The sequence below is a fragment of the Ruminobacter amylophilus genome (assembly GCF_900115655.1).
GTDB classification, from domain to species: domain Bacteria; phylum Pseudomonadota; class Gammaproteobacteria; order Enterobacterales; family Succinivibrionaceae; genus Ruminobacter; species Ruminobacter amylophilus.
The window spans coordinates 16,246-37,917 of sequence record NZ_FOXF01000006.1 but is presented as its reverse complement, the minus strand read 5'-3'; the positions used below and the strand labels follow the sequence as shown (position 1 = coordinate 37,917).

The 21,672-nt window shown below is 43.7% G+C and carries 18 protein-coding genes; 10 read left to right on the top strand and 8 right to left on the bottom strand.

The window, feature by feature from the left end; translation table 11 throughout:
* Window positions 1–481: 481 nt before the first annotated feature.
* A complete protein-coding gene (gene pdxR, locus BMY80_RS02830) occupies window positions 482–1,900 on the bottom strand; it encodes a MocR-like pyridoxine biosynthesis transcription factor PdxR (RefSeq protein ID WP_093140713.1) in 1,419 nt (472 codons plus the stop codon).
* A gap of 303 nt (window positions 1,901–2,203) precedes the next feature.
* Between pdxR and pdxS the strand changes: the two genes are divergently transcribed.
* On the top strand, window positions 2,204–3,109 hold the full coding sequence (gene pdxS / locus BMY80_RS02825; RefSeq protein ID WP_093140711.1) for a pyridoxal 5'-phosphate synthase lyase subunit PdxS: 906 nt from the start codon (window positions 2,204–2,206) through the stop codon (window positions 3,107–3,109).
* A gap of 1 nt (window position 3,110) precedes the next feature.
* The gene (pdxT, locus tag BMY80_RS02820) at window positions 3,111–3,698 is read left to right on the top strand and encodes a pyridoxal 5'-phosphate synthase glutaminase subunit PdxT (RefSeq protein ID WP_031578049.1); all 588 of its coding nucleotides are present in this window, start codon (window positions 3,111–3,113) and stop codon (window positions 3,696–3,698) included.
* A gap of 231 nt (window positions 3,699–3,929) precedes the next feature.
* Here the strand turns inward: pdxT and BMY80_RS02815 are convergent, their stop codons facing one another.
* Both BMY80_RS02815 and BMY80_RS02810 read right to left on the bottom strand, forming a co-directional pair.
* Window positions 3,930–4,448, bottom strand: a complete 519-nt coding sequence (locus BMY80_RS02815) for a hypothetical protein (protein ID WP_093140708.1) — start codon at window positions 4,446–4,448, stop codon at window positions 3,930–3,932.
* Between the two features lie 301 nt (window positions 4,449–4,749).
* Window positions 4,750–5,388 (bottom strand): metal-dependent hydrolase, encoded by a 639-nt coding sequence (locus tag BMY80_RS02810; protein WP_031578051.1) that lies wholly within the window; start codon window positions 5,386–5,388, stop codon window positions 4,750–4,752.
* A gap of 328 nt (window positions 5,389–5,716) precedes the next feature.
* Here BMY80_RS02810 and BMY80_RS02805 point away from each other — a divergent pair, with 328 nt between their 5' ends.
* Window positions 5,717–6,289 (top strand): BspA family leucine-rich repeat surface protein, encoded by a 573-nt coding sequence (locus tag BMY80_RS02805; RefSeq protein WP_093140706.1) that lies wholly within the window; start codon window positions 5,717–5,719, stop codon window positions 6,287–6,289.
* Between the two features lie 155 nt (window positions 6,290–6,444).
* The gene (locus BMY80_RS02800; protein WP_093140703.1) at window positions 6,445–7,728 is read left to right on the top strand and encodes a MalY/PatB family protein; all 1,284 of its coding nucleotides are present in this window, start codon (window positions 6,445–6,447) and stop codon (window positions 7,726–7,728) included.
* A gap of 98 nt (window positions 7,729–7,826) precedes the next feature.
* Here BMY80_RS02800 and BMY80_RS02795 read toward each other — a convergent pair whose 3' ends face one another.
* The 5 genes from BMY80_RS02795 to BMY80_RS02775 all read right to left on the bottom strand — a co-directional run bounded on the left by BMY80_RS02795 (window position 7,827) and on the right by BMY80_RS02775 (window position 13,995).
* Window positions 7,827–8,051, bottom strand: coding sequence for a hypothetical protein (locus BMY80_RS02795; protein WP_093140701.1), 225 nt, complete (start codon window positions 8,049–8,051; stop codon window positions 7,827–7,829).
* A gap of 294 nt (window positions 8,052–8,345) precedes the next feature.
* Window positions 8,346–11,030, bottom strand: a complete 2,685-nt coding sequence (locus BMY80_RS02790; RefSeq protein ID WP_093140698.1) for a conjugal transfer protein TraG N-terminal domain-containing protein — start codon at window positions 11,028–11,030, stop codon at window positions 8,346–8,348.
* A 199-nt stretch (window positions 11,031–11,229) separates the two neighbouring features.
* The gene (aroC, locus tag BMY80_RS02785; protein ID WP_031578056.1) at window positions 11,230–12,318 is read right to left on the bottom strand and encodes a chorismate synthase; all 1,089 of its coding nucleotides are present in this window, start codon (window positions 12,316–12,318) and stop codon (window positions 11,230–11,232) included.
* Window positions 12,318–13,316: a 50S ribosomal protein L3 N(5)-glutamine methyltransferase gene (gene prmB, locus BMY80_RS02780; protein ID WP_093140696.1), complete on the bottom strand. Its 999-nt coding sequence runs from the start codon at window positions 13,314–13,316 to the stop codon at window positions 12,318–12,320. Before prmB ends, aroC begins: the two co-directional genes overlap by 1 nt.
* Before the next feature lie 481 nt (window positions 13,317–13,797).
* Complete coding sequence (locus BMY80_RS02775) at window positions 13,798–13,995, bottom strand: DUF1107 domain-containing protein (RefSeq protein WP_031578058.1); 198 nt, start codon at window positions 13,993–13,995, stop codon at window positions 13,798–13,800.
* A gap of 835 nt (window positions 13,996–14,830) precedes the next feature.
* Here BMY80_RS02775 and BMY80_RS02770 point away from each other — a divergent pair.
* From BMY80_RS02770 to BMY80_RS02745, 6 genes are all read left to right on the top strand, one after another.
* On the top strand, window positions 14,831–15,790 hold the full coding sequence (locus tag BMY80_RS02770; RefSeq protein ID WP_031578060.1) for an AAA family ATPase: 960 nt from the start codon (window positions 14,831–14,833) through the stop codon (window positions 15,788–15,790).
* A gap of 93 nt (window positions 15,791–15,883) precedes the next feature.
* Window positions 15,884–16,777, top strand: a complete 894-nt coding sequence (locus BMY80_RS02765; protein ID WP_031578061.1) for a DUF58 domain-containing protein — start codon at window positions 15,884–15,886, stop codon at window positions 16,775–16,777.
* 3 nt (window positions 16,778–16,780) lie between these two features.
* Window positions 16,781–17,236, top strand: coding sequence for a DUF4381 domain-containing protein (locus tag BMY80_RS02760; protein WP_093140693.1), 456 nt, complete (start codon window positions 16,781–16,783; stop codon window positions 17,234–17,236).
* Window positions 17,224–18,219 (top strand): vWA domain-containing protein, encoded by a 996-nt coding sequence (locus tag BMY80_RS02755; RefSeq protein ID WP_093140691.1) that lies wholly within the window; start codon window positions 17,224–17,226, stop codon window positions 18,217–18,219. The genes BMY80_RS02760 and BMY80_RS02755 overlap by 13 nt, the downstream gene beginning before the upstream one ends.
* Entirely contained in the window at window positions 18,212–19,873 is a 1,662-nt protein-coding gene (locus BMY80_RS02750) for a vWA domain-containing protein (protein ID WP_093140688.1), read from the top strand. The genes BMY80_RS02755 and BMY80_RS02750 overlap by 8 nt, the downstream gene beginning before the upstream one ends.
* Window positions 19,867–21,513 carry a BatD family protein gene (locus tag BMY80_RS02745; protein WP_093140686.1) on the top strand — a complete coding sequence of 549 codons (1,647 nt, stop codon included), beginning with the start codon at window positions 19,867–19,869 and terminating at the stop codon, window positions 21,511–21,513. The genes BMY80_RS02750 and BMY80_RS02745 overlap by 7 nt, the downstream gene beginning before the upstream one ends.
* Window positions 21,514–21,672 lie beyond the last annotated feature (159 nt).

The following is a 21,672-nucleotide window of genomic DNA, read 5'->3' as shown; positions in this document are numbered from 1 at the left end:
CGCAAAAATACCGAAAAACAGTGGAGATTAGGATTTGTGAAAAGCCTTTGTTTTTAAAGTTTTTTCGGTTGCGTGAATATTTTTTATATGGTAACTTAAAAATATCAGAACAGAGGTTAGGGAAAAAGAACCTGCCTCATCTCCGTTCTCTAAGATTCCGGGAGCGTACTGCTGCATAGCACGCCACTCGTCAGGAAGATTGAAACACAGGAGGCTACAGTGGGATGTTTATTTGATTTTTTGATAATTATTCTTATCCTGTTCATTATATCGTGATAATTGCGGGAGCCTCATCACGACTGAATTTACCAATAAATTGAATTAAACTTTCTTTTTGTGCAGAAAAAGAGCACTCCACCGTAATTACCTGCAGAATCACAGGAATGTCTGTTCTTTCCGGATTATGTCAGTTATCGGCTGACAGAAAACACCTCTCCAATAATATCCATTAGTCCGTAAGATATTTAAGGAAATTGGAACACTACTCTTCTGTTTTTTCCGTCAGAACCTGATATATGGCATCTAGAGCTTTATTGATTTTATCAGTAGTCAGATTGGAGTAATTTACCAGAAACAGATGCAGATCCCTGGTTACACCTTCACAGAAATATTCAGACAGGGCATTTATATTTATCCCCTTCCGATTTAGTCTCTGCTTCATTTCTCTGTCTCCAAGCTGCGTACGGATTCTCAGCAGAAAATGCAGACCGCTGTCATTTTCAATAATTTCACAGCTTTCTGATACAGGATGTTTTCTGATGCAGGATACGACATCACGATGAACTCTGGAGTACAGAAGTCTCATTCTGTTTATATGCTTTTCAAAAAACTGCCCGCTGATAAAACCGGCAAGAGCGTACTGTTCAAAGTTCGATACGGTACAGGAATAGAATGAAAGGTTTCTGTAAAAAAGATTAGCCAGTTTTTTCGGAAGAATCATGTAGCTGATACGTATGGTCGATGCCAGTGTTTTGGAAAAAGTGTTTATATAGATAACCTTCTCGCAGCCGTCCAGACTGATTAGAGGAGGTATCGGTCTGCCGTTGATTCTGAATTCGCTGTCATAATCATCCTCGATGATGTAACGTTCCGCCTTTTCATTTGCCCAGGAAAGCAGTTCATATCTTCTGCTTACAGGCATGGTCACGCCTGTCGGAAAATGATGTGTCGGGCTTACATGAACAATGTCCGCCCCGCTTTTACGCAGTTCATCTATTATAAGTCCCTCCTTGTCCATTCCAGCATGACAGCAGGAAACACCGTTATTGGTATAAATCTTTTCAGACTTGTTGTACCCGGGGTTTTCCAGACAGATTTTCTTATTTCTGCACATAAGCTGAATCAGCAGAGTGTACAGATACTCGGTACCGGCACCCACGATAATCTGATTCGGATCCACCAGCATGCCTCTGAATGATTTCAGGTATTCGGATATGGCGGCACGAAGTTCCGGCACCCCGCCGGTAAGAGAAGGTTTCATCAGCACATCGTACTTATGTGTGATCACCTCCCGCATTACCCTGCTCCATACGGAAAAAGGGAAATTATCAGGATTGGTACTGTTATCAGACAGATCAACCTCCGTATGTTCCCGGTCTTTGTTCCGGGGAAGCTCTATATCAAGACACACGGAACCTTTTTTCGGGCTGGAGGGTATCATGGAAATATCGGCAACAAAGTACCCTTTTCTGGGAAGAGCATAGACAAAGCCTTCACTCATCAGCTGTTCGTAGGCATTTTCAATGGTAATTGTACTGATGCCGTTGTTCTTGGCAAAAGTCCTTTTTGACGGAAGTTTAGTCCCCGCCGGAAGAGTTCCGTTCTGAATGTCCTCCTTGATACGCGTATACACGTATTCGTATAAAGGAACATCTATATCGGTATAATCGTAAGTAAGCATAACCTATCCAAACACTGATGATCTTAAACTGGTCATATGTTTTTCAGAACAGACTGACCATATGAAGTAAGTCTTAAATTCTTTTTTATTATATCCGCATCACATATTCTACCATTGCCGGCATCAGTATCCTACTGATTTTGTAGGTTTTACCTGAATCTCGGCATCCTCATGTGACGCATTCTTAAAAACTGATGTATTTTACAGCAAACTGGCATCTAAAATTTAATTAATTTGAACATTTTAATAATACCACCTCACCTGTACCATTTAAAGCACTTGATAACTAAGAGGTACATAAACATGAGTGAAGTAAACAACAGCAGAAAAGATGATTTCAACAACCGTTACGGTCTTAACAAAGGTCTTGCACAGATGCTCAAGGGTGGCGTTATTATGGACGTTACCACTCCGGAACAGGCCAGAATAGCAGAAGCCGCAGGTGCGTGTGCGGTTATGGCTCTTGAAAGAATTCCTGCAGACATCAGAGCCGCAGGCGGTGTTTCAAGAATGAGTGATCCTAAGATGATTAAGGGTATTCAGGAAGCCGTAAGCATTCCTGTTATGGCAAAGTGCCGTATCGGTCATTTTGTTGAAGCACGTATTCTTGAAGCCATTGAAATCGACTATATTGACGAATCAGAAGTTCTTACTCCTGCTGATGACGTATACCATATCAACAAGAGAGATTTCAGTGTTCCTTTCGTGTGCGGTGCAAGAGACCTCGGCGAAGCTCTCCGTCGTATCAACGAAGGCGCTTCAATGATCAGAACCAAGGGTGAACCAGGCACCGGTGACGTGGTTCAGGCAGTAAGACACATCCGCAAGATGAATTCAGAAATCCGCAGAATCAGTTCCTTAAACAGCGACGAACTTTACGAAGCGGCCAAGCAGCTTCAGGTTCCTTACGAACTGGTTGAATATGTTCATGACAACAGGAAGCTTCCTGTAGTTAACTTTGCAGCCGGCGGCGTGGCAACTCCTGCCGATGCGGCCCTCATGATGCAGCTCGGTGCTGAAGGCGTGTTCGTAGGTTCAGGTATCTTCAAGTCAGGAGATCCCGCAAAGAGAGCAAGAGCCATCGTTCAGGCCGTAACCAACTACAATGATTCAAAGCTTATTGCCGAACTTTCAGAAGATCTCGGTGAAGCCATGGTTGGCATCAACGCTTCCGAAATCAAGCTCATCATGGAAGAAAGAGGTAAGTAACATGAAAATCGGGGTACTCGCACTTCAGGGCGCCTTTTATGAGCACAGAAAAATGATTGAGCAGCTGGGAGCGGAGTGTATTGAAATCAGACAGTTGAGCGATCTCACCTCAAACAGGTTTGACGGTCTCATGCTTCCAGGCGGCGAAAGCACTGTTCAGGGAAAGCTGCTTGCTGAACTCGGAATTACCGAACCTCTTAGAAATCTGATTAATGCCGGTACCCCGGTACTGGCCACCTGTGCCGGACTTATTCTTCTGGCAGAGGAAATCGAGGGAGGCGAAAAACCATATCTTGGAACCCTGCCTGTAGCCGTTAAAAGAAACGCATTCGGCAGACAGCTCGGCAGCTTTGAATACACCGGCAGCGTTGGAGATCTGAAGGATTTCAAGATGACCTTTATCAGAGCTCCTATAATTACCGCCGGCCACAGCGACGAGGTTCAGACCACAGCCGTGTTTGAAGACAAAATCGTAGCTGTGAAATACAGAAATCAGATTGGTCTGGCATTTCATCCTGAACTTGATCAGGACACCAGAATACATGAAGAATTTCTGGAGCTGTGCAAAAGCTTCAGTCTGAATAAATAACAGGCTTTGGGGTCTATCGGGGTAGCCTGAAATAAATCACACACCTGTATAGTAAGGTGAACAACAGCCCCCTTTCTGACAATAAATAACTGCACGAACACCGTTCGGTTCATTACTGAACGGTGTTTCGCTTCATTAAATCATTACTGTAGGGATATAACGGAACAATCAGGGAACACATCATTTTCATGACGAAAAACAGTATTCCCCCATGTATGGAACCGGAAGTGACTATTTGTTGGCAGCCAGGGAAAAATCCAGCTGTTCAAGATCTATTCTGTCTTCCAGAGAGTCATCAACAATAATCATGTTCTTTTCACAGAACTGTTCGAAAAACTCGTCAATACGGGTACCGCCTACCGCATGCTTAAGTACGGAACGCAGATCCTCATAGCTTTCTATGGCCACAAAATGCTCTCCGTTGCTGGTTTTAATGAAGAAATCTCCTTCACTTACCAGAACACTGGCCTGCTCGGCACTGAGATCAAGATAATTTTCCTCACACCTCAGACAGCCGATGGCGCTGTACAGACATTCAAGCACTTCGTCCCTGCTGTAGATCTCATTCCCGGTTCTGCTTTTGTAAAACATTGACCAGGCCTGAATTCTGCATACGGGAATTCCCTTAAGCGTTTTTACGTTCTGTACTCTTTCTGAAACGGCAACCTTGCGTCCACGAATATCAACGATATTTTCTTCAAACTCACCTGCAGCTGTTTCACCAGTGTAAAGATCTTCTGTTTCGTTCATAGGAATAACTCCTTATCAGTACGTTTCCTGAAAATTATTTTCCTGAAACATATGAATTAAAGGAAGAACCTACTTTAACTATAGCATTAAACCGGCTATTTTTGTCAAATAAGCCCATAATACAGGCTGTTTTTTGACCGTTTTCAAATAAATAAAAAAAATATCCTAGCAAATGAGTCTGAATATAAATTAATTCAGAACCGATAATTTAATATTTTTATACCGCCAGTGCAGAAAAAATCTGAATCAAATCAGCCGTAAAAGAACTTTCAGGACAGATGATGACACGGAAAACTTAATTTTATCTGACACTGGCAAGCCAGCTGAACAGTCCCAGAATATCTGCAGGAATGAGAACCATAAGCCATATGCTGAGTGCGGTACACAGCATAAACAGAACACGATCCGCAAATCCGTCATCCTCAGCCAGTCTCAGACAGTATTTACAGAAGGAAAAAGGATAAAAGAAATAAATATCGTAGCTGTTGAGAAAATCCAGAAATATATGAGTCAGAAAAGCTATTTCAAAAAAAGGCAGTGCCCGGGGTTCAATAAGAAAGACACAGAATGACAGAGAAATCATTCCGAAAAAGGAATGCATGAAAGCCCTGTGCTTTATATTCATCCCGAGAGCACAGATAAGCACGAAGCCTATGCTTCCGCGAACAACATCAGAAAGATGTTCGTTTCCGGTTATGGTACGGTAAAGATCAAGGTTATACTCACCGTCTATGACCACAAAGGCAATTACCGCCAGAAATACCAGAGCTATAAGCAGAGTCGCCCTGCCGTGAGGCCTGGAAAGTCTGGAATCTATGTCGGACACGGTTCCCCCGATGACGGAGGCGATAATGCCTGTCACAAAGGTCTGCCAGTCTCCGGGATGAACCAGCAGCAGGGAAGCTGACAGCCCTGCCACCAGATGTGTTCTGCCTTTCATGTTATTCAGCGACAATTAAAATCAAAAATAAAAAATATATCTGTTAATTTTCAGAAAATACTATCACAAATACTAATTAATACAAGCAATATAATCGATATTTTCTCCTTTTTTGTCCGAATGCTCAAGTAATATGCAAGACTGTCCTTCCTTCAGTTTCTTCAGGATGTTTATCCGGGCATCAACCTGATTCGGCTTATGTTTCTGCCTCCATATATATAGTTCTCTTCAGGGCATCGCAATCAAGTGAAGATGACGAATCAAATATGTGATTTTATTAAAAACTCCAGCAAGTGAGTTTTATAAGATATCAGTTTAAGAAAGAATTATGCGGAACATTCGCAGCAACGGTCTTGAATCTTTGACAATAAATTACGATTTTACCTCATGCACCTCCAGGTATTATACCAATCCATTCTATAAAACCGAAAGAGAATCAGCCCGTTATATCAGACGACTGGATTTTGAAATAATCTTAACAGACAAGGTACACTCTCTTGAATGTGCCTTTAGCGGAATGCCAAAACTTGAATACGTAAATCTAAAAGATACTTCGCGTATCGAAAGCATGAAAGAAATATTCAGTGAATTCAACCAGTCAATCAACCGCAGGGACACGACCAGCGTAACCGACATGAGTGAAATGTTTTGTGATGCAGATTCCTTCAATCAGCCGACTAATACATGGAAAATCACCGGACTCAGGTCAAAATACGACAGTTTCTGTAACGCCAGAGCTTTCAGACCCCTGCAGACATTGAATTGTTCAGCTGAAATCCTACATGATTCATCTGAAATTTTCGGTTTAATCAGACGGCAGAACAACCTGCCGTTTCCTGTACACGCAGTGTCCATCATCCTTATTTTCGCCGCTCAGTCTGCAAATATTAATATTTTTTAAATTTCCGGTTGACAGTCGCCGACTTAAATGCAACAATAATTCATACATAACCGATATGATTTAAGATAATTAAAAAAACAGCTAAACAATAAACACCGGCCTGATACTTAATATAACAATAAACTGCCGGAATTCACGACCGTAAGGAGATAAACATGATTTCTGAAAATAATCAGCAGAACAGTCTCAGTGACGTTACCTATCCGCTGTATGAAAACGGGTATTCCTATACCGGAGTCAATGGAAACATCCGCGACAGGCTTCCAGTTTTTGACGACATTCTTTCACTTAAATGGCAGAGAAGTCTGGCCGACCGTAATGGTGATACCAGAAAGCTTCTCCCTTTATGGATAGCGGACATGGATTTCGAGACCGTGCCGACGGTAAAGGAAGCTCTTCAGAAAAGAATCTCCACCGGAATCTACGGATATTCGTATATTCCTGAAAGCTACAAGGAAGCCGTGGCCGACTGGTTTAAAAACAGATTTCACCACAGTCTGCTGAGTCGTGAAATCATTCCTTTTACCGGCGTTATTCCTGCAATAAACGCTGCCATATACGCTTTTACCAGACCGAGAGCAAACGTTCTGCTTCAGACACCTGTGTATCATCCTTTTTTTAAGGCCATAGCCTCTACCGGCAGAACTCTGCTTAAAAGTCCGCTTGTGCGAAAGAACAACCGCTACGAAATAGATTTCGTGGGCTTTGAGAAGGTTATTCGGGAACAGAGACCGGAACTTTTTGTTCTCTGCAACCCCCAGAATCCGACAGGACGAGTGTTCTCCAGGGAAGAACTTCAGAGACTCACCGATATCTGCCTCAGATACAGAGTGTTCATAGTGGCTGATGAGATTCATTCCGATATTGTCTTTAAGCCGACAGAATTTACCTCCACCCTGAATCTTAACAATGAGGAACTCAGCAGACATCTTATCGTCTGCACCTCCACCAGCAAGACGTTCAACCTGGCGGGTCTCGCCTCCGCAAACATCTTCATAAAGGACACGCTGGTAAGAAAAAGATTTCTGGAAACGGTGGAAAAGCTTGGACAGCAGGGTCACGGTCCGGGTTTTATTCAGACCATCGCCGCCGAAACAGCCTACAGAACCGGTAAGTACTGGCTGAGGGAAACCCTGTCATATATTCAGGAGAATTTTGCTTACGCATACAAAAGACTGGACGAGGAACTTCCGCACGTATGGCATTCCGAAAAACCTGAAGGTACATACTTCCTGTGGCTTGATTTCAGCAGATACGGTTTCAGTAACAGAGAACTGGAAAACCTGCTGCTGGTCAGATGCCGCATTCAGGCAAATCAGGGCTATATTTTCGGAGAGGAAGGCAGCGGTTTTGTAAGAATAAATATTGCCTGCCCTAGAAGCATTTTAAAGGAAGCTCTTGACCGACTGGTCGAAGAACTCAAAAACTATCGTGTATAAACACTGAAACGAGCCACGATAAAACTGATCATACCTGATAACTGAATATATAAATAAAAAAGATAAAAACAGAAAAGAACATTTGAGGAAACTGAGATTTAACGGAGGGAAAAAAGAAAATCAGAAAGGCAAAAAAAATCGCCGTGGACATTGCCGTCACACGGCGAAATTCTGTTCTTGTGCTTTGCATAACCCGCCTTCATCTTCTTCTTGCGGTCATCGTAGACTCTGGCATGGTTGAATTTCAGGTCGTAACGGCACACAAAGTTAATCACCTGAGGGATGTTTTCAGCAGTCCCCTGCTTCTTTTTGTTCTTACTCATTTCTTTCTCCGTCTGTTATGAACAGTATTACTTTTCCGTTTTTATTATCACCGCGGTAAAATAAATATTTTTCAGAAAACAAAATATATTATTATTTGATTATCTTATACCATTAATAGAAAGATTTTTCTGAACAATCATTGTTTTCCATATCTTTCTTTAAATGTGAAGAACAATTTTATACCTATTTTCACAGAATGCAACTGATTTTGGTAAAAAATTACTGAAAATCATAAATCCATACACAACACCAAACCACACGGCCTTTTTTGGTAAAGCCGTTATTGTGAACGGCTATCTATCTGCTGAAACATCTTTCGGAGCCGCTCCTTCATACGCCTCATGAACACGACTGCGGTTTTTCAGAAAGTCGGAATAATACCCGGTCTCACTGCTGATATCATCAGACTCATTACTTTTCAGCCGTTCGGTATCGGAGAGACGGGAAAAATCCCGAGTTCCGTTAATCTCTGCACCGCCATGAAATATTCCGTTATCCGAACCGGAAAGGTCGCGGACGCTCATCCCGGATGAATCCTTTCCCCTGACGTCATAGGCATCCCTGATTATTTCCAACGCCTTTAACGGATTCTTTTCCATCAGAGCTCTCAGACCTCCGGCGATTTTCGCCTGTTCGGAATCAGGAAGGACACTTTCCATTAAAGGACGCAGCTGATTGGCTCTTGATGTCAGAGCGTAATTATTCCTCATTTCCTCGGTCAGACGATTATATGCCTTCGGACTCTGCAGCACGGCTCTTGATGCCGAAATGCCATCAAACGTATAGCCGCCGCTTAATGATGATTCCGCTGATTTCAGTCTGTTCACCTCCTCCCTCCTGCTTGCCGCCCTGCTTGCGGATCTGCTTAATTCGCCCGATCTGCCTACGCTGTCAGTATATGTATCAGATGAAACCCGTCCGGTACTGATGTCCCTGGCCAGAGTTCTGCTGAACTGAGCCTGCAGAGATTCATCCGCTGCAAGTTTTGACAGCTCACTCTGAAGTTTAGATACACTGCTGCGCGAGCTGTTTGCTCCCGCCGCCTCTGCTATGGTGCTGAGTCCGACCTTTTCATTATTCAGATCAAGATCCAGATCTTTTCGATCCCTCGCCCCCAGTCTGTCAACCACTTCCCAGGTTTCATCATCAATCATTTCCTCCTCCGTTATTCCCTTTTCCTTTCTCTGCCCTGTTTCTCCGCTCAGAATCATTCCTATGGCACCTCTCAGAGATGACTCGTCAGTACTGCTGAGCCCCGTGCTTGCACTAATGCTTCTGGCAAGACCGTTAACCATGGAATATGATTCCGAACTTCCGCTGGACAGTCTTTTCCCCATCGATTCCAGACTGTTATGGGTAATCCCCTGACTTGAAGAAACGGAACTGCTTTCACGAAGCATTCTTCCGAAGCTTTCCTCCGCGCTTCTTGCTTCACTTTCAGCATTGGACAAAGCTTCCCGAAAACCTTCCTTAAGAGAAACGGAAGGCATCATGGACACTGCTCCGGTTTTGCTGATGCCTGTAAGAGGAGCTCCTGAAAACAGTGAACCGTGACTTACCACGGCCTGTTTCTGTTCGAGTGTCGGGTAAGGCGTTTTATCGGACGAAGTCCCCGTAAAGCTCCCGCCGGTTCCGGCAATGGAGTTCACCGCGGAAACACTGCCGTAAAGAACAAGCATGGCGAGAGCCGGAACCGAAGCGGAAAGATAGCCTCCGAGAGCGATATAGGATTCCAGCCGGTGACTGATACTTATGATTCCGTTAAAACTCTGAGGAGGAATCTGCATTTCGGAAAAACTTCCTGAAGCAGCATATGTCAGATAGAAATTTACCAGAATAAGAAGAGGCTGCCACAGTTCCACCCATACGGTTACTCCGAGATATCTGGCCACAAGCTTCAGTCCGTTGTCGGTTCCCATGAGAATCAGCGGCATGAACGGAGTCAGCATAAACAGCAGAGACTCAAAAAAGGTCATCAGCGGCCGAAGCATGGTAAAAAACAGACTCTGCTTCAGGGATGATGCAGTACTGATGCTGTTTACGGTCTGATTCAGTGTCAGAGCGGAGCCCAGGGCATGTTCATCCAGATATTTGCTTTTGGCTGCCCTGACATACACGGGGAGCAGGACGGATGAAAGAACATAATCCTCCATTCCGGTATTGATTAGACCAAGGGAGCTTACGGCACTGTTTACCGTTTCCCTATAGCTTCTGCCGTCTCTGAATCCGGCGTTTTCCCTGACGAAAGAATCTTCAAATGCACTGAAAAGAGCCTCGGAGAAAACTCCCTTCGTATAAGATACCAGTTTTCCATGAGCTTCACTGCATGTAAGCAGTTCATCATGACCATCCGTATTTATCAGGGTACCGTAGGTTGATGATGAAAAAACCGATTCTCTTACAATGTCTTCGGCACTGAAAATATAATCCTCGCTGAATGTTCCCAGATCAATGCCTGTATGAGTGCATTCCCTGAAATAGTTTGTCCATGATTTTTCAAAATTTCCTCCTCCTGCTCCGTTCACCGTCGAAAGTACGGAGATTTCAGAAGTTTTCCGGCGCAGGTCATTCATAATCACAATGGCAGAGGCAAAACCGTTATCCGATCCGTCCGTACCGGAGAAGGCTGTTCTGACGTATTTTGACACTCCGTATCCCATGGTGGAAATAACCGATGCTGAAACGGCAGGTCCCAGGGGAACACCGGATACGTTAACCGACTGACCGGTATAACAGTCCTCAATATTTACACTTGTTTTGGGAACCATCATGGTAAGATACAGCAGCGCTGTCATTAGAATTCTGCCGAAAGAAATCCCGTCACCTGACATGCTTCCCCTGAATCCCTGATACAGCACACCTATGATAAGACCTATTCCGGCCAGAGTATTCGGAATACTGCTGCTAAAGAACAGTGCCGAAGCGCGAAGCACTGAGGCCAGAAAAGAGCTGTCTCCCACCGAGTAGATGTTCCACATATGATGTCACCTCGATTTTTACGGAATGTAAGATAAACCACAGACGGAGCATCATATGAAAACCGAGGTTGATGCGTCCTGCAGAAAGCCTTTAGCGGCGGTAGTACACAGATAACCGCGGATGTTCGGAAAACCAATACAAAAAAACAGAGCCGGCACTGTCGCCCGGCTCTGTTTTATGAAAACGCCAAATCAGATATTAAGCGATTTTTGGAGTACTGCAGACAACATCGGCACACTGTGCGCGGTTGCGCAGGAAATGATCCATAAGAGTAAGAGCCAGCATCGCTTCGGCAATAGGTACGGCTCTGATGCCTACGCAAGGGTCATGTCTGCCCTTGGTAACAACGTCGGTTACCTCGCCCTGCAGATTTATGGTCTTACCAGGAATAGTGATGCTTGAAGTAGGCTTAAGAGCTATTTTAACCACAATATCCTGACCTGTGCTGATACCGCCAAGGATGCCGCCGGCATGATTGGTGGTAAATCCGTCAGGAGTAAGCACGTCACGGTGATAAGAGCCCTTCTGTGAAGCTACGGCCATGCCGTCGCCGATTTCAACGCCCTTCACGGCATTGATGCCCATCATCGCATAGGCGATTTCAGCATCAAGACGATCAAAAACAGGTTCGCCGAGACCTACCGGAACACCGGTTGCCACAACTTCAACTGAAGCGCCGATGGAATCATGCTCCTTCAGCAGATCACACATAAACTCTCTGACTGCTTCGGTCTTGTCAGGATCGCAGAAAAAGAATTCATTGTTTTCCCTTTCGTCTACAATGCACTTTTCCGCCTTAACCGGACCGATGGCAGTGGTATAGCCCTTGATTTCGATGCCAAGCTTTTCCTTGAGGTATTTCTTGGCAATGGCACCTGCGGCCACGCGCATTGCAGTTTCACGGGCAGAAGATCTTCCGCCGCCGCGATAATCCCTGATACCGTACTTCTGCAGATATGTATAATCCGCATGTCCCGGTCTGAACATCTGGGAAATGGCAGTATAGTCGGAAGAATGCTGGTCAACGTTTTCAATTACCAGCCCGATAGGAGTACCGGTAGTCTTTCCTTCGAATACGCCTGAGATAATCTTTACCTGGTCAGGTTCCCTTCTTAAAGTGGTGAACTTGGAGGTTCCCGGACGTCTTCTGTCAAGATCCGCCTGAAGATCCGCCTCAGACAGTTCAAGCCCCGGAGGACAGCCGTCCACGATTGCCGCAAGGGCCAGACCGTGACTTTCACCACAGGTAGTTACGGTAAACAGTTTACCAAAGGTATTGCCTGCCATTATTCTTCTCTCCTGTACTGCTCAAAATATGGAGCATATTCAATTAAATCATCATAGGTCATGACGAACACGCCGTCACCACCGTTCTTAAATTCCACCCAGTTGAACTGCACTTCAGGGAATTCCTCTTCAAGTGCCAGACGACTGTTGCCGACTTCCACAAAAATAACACCGTCATCTGACAGATAATAAGAAGCTTCTGCCAGAATAACCTTAACAAGATCAAGACCGTCATCACCGGCAGCCAGTGCAAGTTCCGGTTCAGCATGATATTCCTCAGGCATGTCTTCCATGTCAGCGGCGTCGACATAAGGAGGATTGCATACGATTAAATCATACTTGTCCTGTTCATTAAGAGAATCAAAGAGATCACTCTTGATTGGAATTACCACGTCTTCAAGTCCGTAGTTGTATATGTTTCTCATGCAGACATCAAGAGCGTCTTCACTGATGTCAACGGCGTCAATGGTGGTATCACCGTTGAACTTGTTGGCGCAGGCGAGAGCAATGCAGCCTGAACCGGTGCACAGGTCAAGAATGCGTGAAGGAGTCTTTTTGAGATATGGTGCGAATGAATTGTTAATCAGTTCGCCAATCGGAGAACGAGGAATGATTACTCTCTCGTCGACATAAAATTCAATACCGCAGAACCAGGCTCTGTTTGTAAGATAAGCGGTAGGTACTCTGTCTCTTACTCTGATGGTCAGGGCTCTGGCGATGTTTCTCTTTTCCCTGTCGGTAAGCTTGGCATTCATTGTTTCAGGATCTCCCGGCGGATCCAGATTGATAAGGCAGAGAACGAGATAAAGAGCCTCGTCCCAGTAGCTTTCTGTACCATGCCCCAGATACACGTTGTTTTCGATCAGATAACTGGTAACATAACGAACAACATCATTAATTGTTTCAAGTTCACTGACAATTTCAGCTTCTACATCTTCGGGAAAATTCTCTTTGTGGAACTTCTTGCTTTCAACTTCATTTTCAATAATGTCATTCATAAATATCTTCCGATGTCATCCGTAAGGAATAACGGCAGGACTCACCTTCCGTCTCCTGATTCTGAATTTCTACATATATTTAAAACCGAGGTAAACACATTCTTTAATGTTACAGGCAAAACACGAGTCAGACAAAAGACTTTTTACTCTGATAACATTTACTGAGATATTTACCTTAATTTCCGCAGGCATGACCGGACTGAAAGACAGTAACGGCTGCGATACCGTTACGGCATCTGCGGACAGTTGTATTAGTATATACTGCTTGACATTGTTTGCAATAAGAATATTGCCGGAATCCTTACATACGGCAGTTATAGACAGCTCTGACCAGGAAACTGAGATACGTTAATTCTGACATTGAAACTGAATCGTTACAGTCTCATTTCATTATTAATGACAGTAAAACAAAAAAGGAACCTCTTTATACAGAGATTCCTTTTTGCTGTAGTACTGCACGCAGGTGAACGATAACGTTCAGTTAGCTCTTGCTTGTTTCGATGTAGCTGTTGAGTTCCCTTACGGTATCACGATGCTTATCATCAGCTCCCAGAGGCATCAGCACTGACCCCTTATCAAATTCATATGCTCCACGTCCGTGTATATACAGTCTTCCCTTAAAAAAAGTACGCACATACCTTGCAATCATTGCCGGGGTATATTTCTTGAAAATTCTCATGTTGTTATAGTCCTTTAAAAAAGGCTGAAATATTATAATTGTTGTCTCTTATTGTTATTATGCAGCCTGTCATACAACGGCCACTCACAATCAAGTGTCAAAGCCGTTCCTATCCCTTTAAGTATAACAATTATGATACGGCAAAATTGAGATCCGTATTTTATTTTGATCCCCATGTAAATTTATCAGACGTTTTTGTGATGAAAATATTACATCCCTCGTATATTTGTTTCTTTTTTAATCAAAAAACCAGGATAAATTATTAAAAAAGAGGAGTTTTTAAACGACTGTATAAAACCGATGCAAGAATATGAATCAGGCAGATGATGAAATTCGGTTTCTTATGTTTATCAAAGGCTTGAACGCCACAGTATGAAACAGATGATAAAAGAACGGAATTTACCGCTTTACCGTGATTCCGGAAATAACATAATGTTTTATTTTTACTACCTGTTTTTTTCTCTGATTATTCCGCATAGATTACACCTGATTCAGTCCAAATACTGAAATCATTCTCATGACAGAGCATCTTCCGGTACCGATCAGCGACAAAGAAAGCTTAATAATCGATTAAAAAAACAGCAACACCAAAAAATATTAACCAAACCTCGTTATAAAACAATACAGACTACACATTTTTGGATAAATCTATTCTTAAATAAAGAATGATGTATGCTATATTCTATTAAAATTTTAGTCTCCTGAAGTAACGCATTACATTTATGCCGAACAATTCGGCAGGAGAAGAAAAACAGAGTTTTGAATAAATAATACTACCATTAAAAACAGCTTGTTTCTAAAGGTAAAATACAACTCAGAAAAGGGATAATAGCAAATGTCCAATGAAGCTATCATAAAGGTTCGTGACTATATGAACAAAAATATAGTCGGTCAGCCGGAACTGGTTGACGGTCTTTTAACCGCATTACTGGCGGACGGTCATATTCTTGTTGAAGGTCCTCCAGGACTTGCAAAAACAAGAGCAATCAAGCTTTTGTCTGAATGTATCGAGGGTAGATTCCACCGTATTCAGTTTACCCCTGACCTGTTACCTGCAGACTTGACCGGTACTGATATTTACAGACCGCAGGATGGTACTTTCGTATTCCAGCCTGGTCCTCTGTTCCATCACTTACTGTTGGCCGATGAAATCAACCGTGCTCCTGCAAAAGTACAGTCAGCATTGCTCGAAGCGATGGCAGAACGTCAGATAACCATTGGTCGTAAGACTTACCAGTTACCTGATCTGTTCCTTGTAATGGCAACTCAGAACCCTCTGGAACAGGAAGGTACCTATCCGCTTCCTGAAGCACAGCTCGACCGTTTCATCATGCATCTGCAGTTAAACTACCCTGACCAGGGTACCGAATTACAGATTCTGAGATTGAATCACCTCGAGTCTAAGCACGCAGCAAAGGAACAGCCTCCTGTAATCACTCAGGTAGAACTGTTTGAAGCCCGCAAGGATGTATTATCCGTAACCATTCCGGATATTCTTGAAAGCTATATCATCAACCTGACCATGGCTACAAGACGTCCTTACAGCTACGACTCAACCGACCTGGCTCGCTGGATCAGCTGCGGTGTTTCACCTCGTGCTACCATGGCGCTCGCTAACTGCTCACGCGTTAAAGCATGGCTTGACGGTCGTAATTACGTTGCTCCTGAAGATATTCAGTACTGTGTATATCCAGTATTCAGACATCGTATCTTCCTCTCAATGGAAGCAGAAGCAGACCGCGTTGATGCAAACCGCGTAATTGAGCTCTTAACCAAGAAGGTTGTTGTAGGTTAAGTCCATTATTTCAGGCCGGGGGGAACCCCTGCCTGATTTTATGGGCTCTGCTGCTTTAACCTGGACTATAACAACAATAAAAGGATAAACTCAATGCCTAATGGGATTGAACTTACATTCGAAGAACTTATTCAGGTTCCTCCACTGACTCAGCTGCTACCTAATACAATGGTGGCAAGTCAGAGATATGGTATTCTGCGTTCAATGAGTAAGGGACGCGGTATGGAATTTTCAGAAGTTCGTGCCTATCTTCCTGGCGATGATATCAGAAACATCGACTGGCGTATAACGGCAAGAACAGGAAGACCATATACAAAAATGTTCCGAGAGGAACGCGATCGTAACGTATACATCATTCTTGATCTCGACCCGGCCATGTACTTCGGCTCACAGGGACAGCTCAAGGCCCGTCTCGGTGCCCTGATTGCAGCATCCTGTGCCTGGCAGGCTCTGGAAATGAAGGATAAGGTTGCCGGCATGATTATTCTCGGTAACACTCCTATCAGGCACCAGCCCGGTGGCATGCGTAAGGATGTTCTGGCATTCATTCAGAAGATTTACGACGCCTACCAGATAGGTTTAAGAAGAAAAAGTTTTGATTTTAACATCGGCGACGGTTTAAAGTTGCTGGTTAATCATGCAAGACCAGGCAGTGTGTTCCACATCATCAGCGATTTCTACAGATTAGACGACAACTCAATGCTTTACCTGAGACGTCTGAACAAATCTCATACTGTAAGAACCTACCAGCTGTATGACAGAATTGAAGTAAACATCGAAGGGTCAGGTACAATCGGTATTGATACCGGCTCAAGTCAGGGCTTCATCAGCTCTCTCGACAGTAACTTCGTAGAAAATTACCGCCGTATAGGCTTACACAGAATACATCACATTGACCGTATTCTCTCAGAAACATCACAGCGCAACATCTGTATCGATGTATCTGAAGCATTATCAAAGGCTAATAAAAACCAGGATAGGGAATAAGTCATGGAATTTGATTTTTCTTTACTTAGAGATATCCATGAGGGCGAACCGCCGGTAGATTTCTCATACGGATTTCTATGGTGGATTGTTCTTATTGTCATTTTGGCGGTTATCTTTTACTCCGTCTACAGACTTTTACCGCTCTTTGCAGCTATTAAACGCCTGAACAGAATCGATCTCAATAACGAAGCTTTCATTCCTTTAATCAACTACTGGTTAAAGGAAACTGCGCTTATTATGTATCCTAGAGACGTTGTGGCACCGTTATACGGTCTCAACTGGCTCAGATTTCTGGATCAGACAGGCAACACCAACTTTGAAGCATTCACAAATGCCTGGGAAGAAGTTATCTACGACTGGCAGAACATTGAAGTTCCAATCAGTGAAAAGAAAATGTTGGTTAAAGAATGTAAGAAATGGATTTATTCTAATATAAGGAGAAGAATATGGGGGCGCTAGGAATTGGTTCTTTCTGGTGGGTATTTCTGATCCTTGCCTTTTTGCCAATCTTAATCCGCTTTTTGCCGGGCAGAAGCAAGAAGGATGAATTCATTTACATCACCTCATTACCAAAAATTCTTGATTCCGAACCAAAGAACAGAGTTCACATGATTTTCGGTATTGCCTATGCCGCATGGGTTTTCCTTATGATTGCCCTGATGAGACCTATCTATTACGATACTCCAATCGTAATTGAACAGCCTCACCGCGACATTATTCTGGCTGTTGACCTCTCAGATTCCATGAGATATATGGACATGCTTGATTCCGCAAACAAGCCGGTTCAGCGTATCGATATCGTAAAGGAACAGGTTCATGAATTCATCCTTTCACGTATCAAGGGTAATTCAAACGACCGTATCGGCATTATCCTTTTCTCTGATCAGGCTCAGGTGCTGTCTCCTCTCACTTTTGACAAGGGACTTCTCCTCAAGCTTGCTGATGAAATTGATCTTAAGCTGTCAACCGGTCCTCTTACCAACATCTCAGGTGCCATCAACATGGCAATTAACAGATTTGAGGAAGCAGGCACCAACAAGAAGATTCTTGTTCTTCTTACCGACGGCAAGAATACCGTTACCGGCATGACTCCTGTTCAGGCTGCACAGATCGCCAACGAACACGATATGAAGATCTACACCATCGGTTTCGGCTCAGACAACACCTCTGACGGTATGGATGACGATGCTGAAGGTGCAGCGGCAGACAAGATTGACGAATTTACTCTCGGCGAAATTGCCAAAATCACACATGGCAGCTATTATCGTGCAAGAGACGGCAAACAGCTTCACAACAAATATCAGGAAATCAACTTCAACGAAGCTTCAGAAGAAGCCCCACGTTCATATCAGCCTGAAGTGGAACTTTACCACTGGCCACTGTTAATTTCCCTGATTTTATCAATCTGCACCGGCATCGTAGTAAGGAGAATAAATGGCTGATTTCGTATTATTACGTCCATGGTGGCTGATATTACTGTTACTACCGTTAATATTTGTATACGTGGACTTTGCAAAGCATTACAAGCTGCAGAACTTCATCAATGAAGACATTATTAACTACCTCAAGCCTAAGAAGAACATCAAGAATGATTTTGATGACGACGAGGATGAGAACATCAACGCTGCCGTAACATCAGAAGAGCAGAAGATGCTTATCAGCAAGCCAAAGCTCTGGAAAAAGTTCGGATGGCTGGTTATTCCTTACTTCTTTGCAGTTGTAGCGTTATGCGGTCCTGCAATTCCGCAGGACGGAGAAGGTTTCCAGAACGATGAAAACTGGATCTGGGTTGTTGACTCATCACTTTCAATGCTTGCCACCGACCTGAAGCCGAACCGTTTCCAGCGTGCAAGATTCAGTCTCATTGAACTTCTCCACGCCTCAAAGGATCACCGTCACATCGGTATCGTGGCATTTACCAACGAAAGTTATGTTGTTGCCCCTCCTACCGATGACGCATCAAGCCTGCTCTACCTTCTGCAGGAACTTGATCCGGCAATCATGCCAAGAGAAGCTCAGGGTTCAAATCCTCTTGAAGGCTTAAAGGAAGCCCGCAAGATTCTGGACCAGGACCACAAGACTCCGGGTAACATTCTGCTGGTTCTTGATGACGTAAAGACAACTCCTGAAGAAGTTGCCGACCTCATCGCCTATATAAAGGAATGTCCTTACCCTGTATACATTTATGCTATCGGAACACCATCAGGTTCTCCGATTCCCGTAAACGAAACCTTTGTCCGTGACAAGAATGGCAACACCGTTATGGCTCAGTCAAACTTCGAACTGATTCACAAAATTGCCAAGGATACAGGTTCACAGGTTTACTTTGAAATGAATGATCAGGCTCCTTTACTGGAAAAGATCTACAGCTATAAGCATTCAAAGTACAAAGTTACCGAAAAGAGTAAATATACACATAGGGACATAGGTTACTTCTTTATGCTAGCATGTCTGATCACCGCCGTGTGCTTTATCAGAAACTACTTCTTTGTTATCGCACTTGCGTTCACCCTCTTCACTTCATCCGTCATGTACCCTCAGGATGCCATGGCAGCTGATGAAGAAGTGAGCCCGCACTACATTGCAAGTCACCCTAATGAATACGGCCATCAGCTCTACATGGAAGGCAAGTACGAGGAAGCTCTCAAGTACCTGACCGATCATTTCTGGAGAGGCAATGCCTACTACAGACTCGGTCGTTACGACAAGGCTCTTCCTGAATATGAAGCCATGGGTAACGATGCAGAAGCGAAGTACAATATCGGAAACTGTTTTGCCCATATGCAGTCAACCAACGCTGCATCTCTTGATAACGCAATCCTTGCGTACGATCAGGCTCTCGAACTCAACCCTGAGCATGCGGATGCCAGCATGAACAAGACAGTAATTATCGAATATCTGCGCAAACTGAACGAACTCGCAAGAGCCCGTCAGGAAGCCCAGATTAAGGAAGCAAGGCTTAACGGTCTGACCTCCGCAAGCAATGACATGGGTTACGCCCCGCTCCCTACCACCACCACCGGTACACTGTTACAGCGCAGAATGGCGTTACAGCAGAGTAAGAAAACTTATAAGATTACGGAGCAGAAATGGTAAAGCTAAGTTTATTCTTTAAATTACTGGTACTTGTTTTACTCTGCACTTTCAGTACCGCACTGGTTTCAACTGCAGAAGCAAAAGAAGAGAATACCACCATAAAGATTTCCACTGATAAGGAAATCTTCTCTGGAAAGTCTTTTAACATCAGAGTTACGGTAATTACCAACGTTAAGCTTACCGCAAGCAGCATTCAGTACGAACATCTGAAGAACAAGTTCCAGATCGGCAACCTTAGGTTCACTCAGAATCCGGCTGAAAACAACAAGGATCTCACCGTATACAAGTGGGACATCCCGCTGTTTACCAATGGATCTGGCATTATCAGCATTGAACCGTTCAGTTTCAGCGGTCTGAGCAAGGCTTCATCCCCTAGTCAGATCAATGTGATAAAGCGTACTTCAAAGACATACGCAAAGAATTTCATCAAGACTCTTCTGCGTAATCCTAATGCCATTGAAGGTCAGCTTGTGATGTATCGTGTGGAAACTGATATTCTTCCTAACGTGAAGATTCAGACCTACACTCCGCCTACGGCTGAAGACGCAACCATTGAACTTTATCAGGAAAAGGTAATCAGTCGTGTAAGTAAGGAAAATTCCATTAATCAGCCTATTTACAAGACGCAGATTCGTGAATACAAGATTATCTTCAACAAGCCTGGCGCAAAGGTAATTGAAGGTCCAACCATTGAGGGTTTCGTCAAGTCTAACGGCAGCAACAATACTTTCACCCAGAAAGGTGAAATTCAGAAGATTAACGTAAAGCCGAATCCTGACAAGCATCTTGTATCAGAAAACATCACCGTGGCTGTACAGTGGACTCCTGATGAAAAGGAAGTATCTGTAGGTCAGGCCATCACCCGCTCAATCACTATTCGCGGTACTGATAACGCCCTGTCCCAGTTCCCTGCAATAGAACTTCCGGATTTACCTGATTATGATGTGTATGTTGAAAAAACCAAAGAATCAGAAAAACTGATGAAGAACAAAAAGTTCGTTTCAACACTCACCCTGAAGCAGGTATTTGTTCCAAAGAAGAACCACACCACCTTCAACATTCCTGATGTTAAGTTCACCTGGCTGAACCCTAACAACGGGGAAAAGAAGGAAGCAACCATTACCGGCGCAACATATGAAGTTTCAGGTTTCAGTTTCAATGACTATATTCCTAGAGACCCTAGATATGCTCACTGGCTGTTTGCAGGCGTGGCCTTTATTCTGATCTTCGGCGTATTCACCTACTACAGCATCATCTGGTATCGTGATCGTGTAGGCATCTACGGAAAATTGCACAAATATTTCGATTACCAGGGATACTGGAAACAGATGCGCAAGTCATGGTCAAAGAACGATCCTTTCCAGACCAGAAACGCTATTCTGGAATGGGCTCAGAAGAGATGGCCTGGTCAGACAATTGTCGGTCTGAATGACATTCCGTTCTATACTGCAAACAAAGAGGCCTTTGACAATCTGTCAGCTGCATGCTGGGCACCTGATCATCAGGCATGGAGCGATTCAGAAATCAAAAAGGTTGTTTCAAAGAACAAGAACTACAGAAGACCGAAAGCTAAACACGGTATTAACCCATACGGTCTTAACGGTGAAATTTACGAAACCGTTACTCAGAAGCTGAAGTAATTCGGATTATTACTGCAAAAAGGGAGCTGAAGCTCCCTTTTTTATTCACCGCTTTAATAAATTTTCCATTCACGATTCCAGCGCTTATTCATTTAATTATTTATGGTATTTAAATAAGGATACAACTATTTCTGATTAACATCTGTTAGCATCAGCCGT

Coding starts and splice junctions, on each gene's coding strand:
- pdxR (WP_093140713.1), bottom strand. CDS start 1,900: ATGCTTACTTACGATTATACCGATATAGATGTTCCTTTATACGAATAC.
- pdxS (WP_093140711.1), top strand. CDS start 2,204: ATGAGTGAAGTAAACAACAGCAGAAAAGATGATTTCAACAACCGTTAC.
- pdxT (WP_031578049.1), top strand. CDS start 3,111: ATGAAAATCGGGGTACTCGCACTTCAGGGCGCCTTTTATGAGCACAGA.
- BMY80_RS02815 (WP_093140708.1), bottom strand. CDS start 4,448: ATGAACGAAACAGAAGATCTTTACACTGGTGAAACAGCTGCAGGTGAG.
- BMY80_RS02810 (WP_031578051.1), bottom strand. CDS start 5,388: ATGAAAGGCAGAACACATCTGGTGGCAGGGCTGTCAGCTTCCCTGCTG.
- BMY80_RS02805 (WP_093140706.1), top strand. CDS start 5,717: ATGCGGAACATTCGCAGCAACGGTCTTGAATCTTTGACAATAAATTAC.
- BMY80_RS02800 (WP_093140703.1), top strand. CDS start 6,445: ATGATTTCTGAAAATAATCAGCAGAACAGTCTCAGTGACGTTACCTAT.
- BMY80_RS02795 (WP_093140701.1), bottom strand. CDS start 8,051: ATGAGTAAGAACAAAAAGAAGCAGGGGACTGCTGAAAACATCCCTCAG.
- BMY80_RS02790 (WP_093140698.1), bottom strand. CDS start 11,030: ATGTGGAACATCTACTCGGTGGGAGACAGCTCTTTTCTGGCCTCAGTG.
- aroC (WP_031578056.1), bottom strand. CDS start 12,318: ATGGCAGGCAATACCTTTGGTAAACTGTTTACCGTAACTACCTGTGGT.
- prmB (WP_093140696.1), bottom strand. CDS start 13,316: ATGAATGACATTATTGAAAATGAAGTTGAAAGCAAGAAGTTCCACAAA.
- BMY80_RS02775 (WP_031578058.1), bottom strand. CDS start 13,995: ATGAGAATTTTCAAGAAATATACCCCGGCAATGATTGCAAGGTATGTG.
- BMY80_RS02770 (WP_031578060.1), top strand. CDS start 14,831: ATGTCCAATGAAGCTATCATAAAGGTTCGTGACTATATGAACAAAAAT.
- BMY80_RS02765 (WP_031578061.1), top strand. CDS start 15,884: ATGCCTAATGGGATTGAACTTACATTCGAAGAACTTATTCAGGTTCCT.
- BMY80_RS02760 (WP_093140693.1), top strand. CDS start 16,781: ATGGAATTTGATTTTTCTTTACTTAGAGATATCCATGAGGGCGAACCG.
- BMY80_RS02755 (WP_093140691.1), top strand. CDS start 17,224: ATGGGGGCGCTAGGAATTGGTTCTTTCTGGTGGGTATTTCTGATCCTT.
- BMY80_RS02750 (WP_093140688.1), top strand. CDS start 18,212: ATGGCTGATTTCGTATTATTACGTCCATGGTGGCTGATATTACTGTTA.
- BMY80_RS02745 (WP_093140686.1), top strand. CDS start 19,867: ATGGTAAAGCTAAGTTTATTCTTTAAATTACTGGTACTTGTTTTACTC.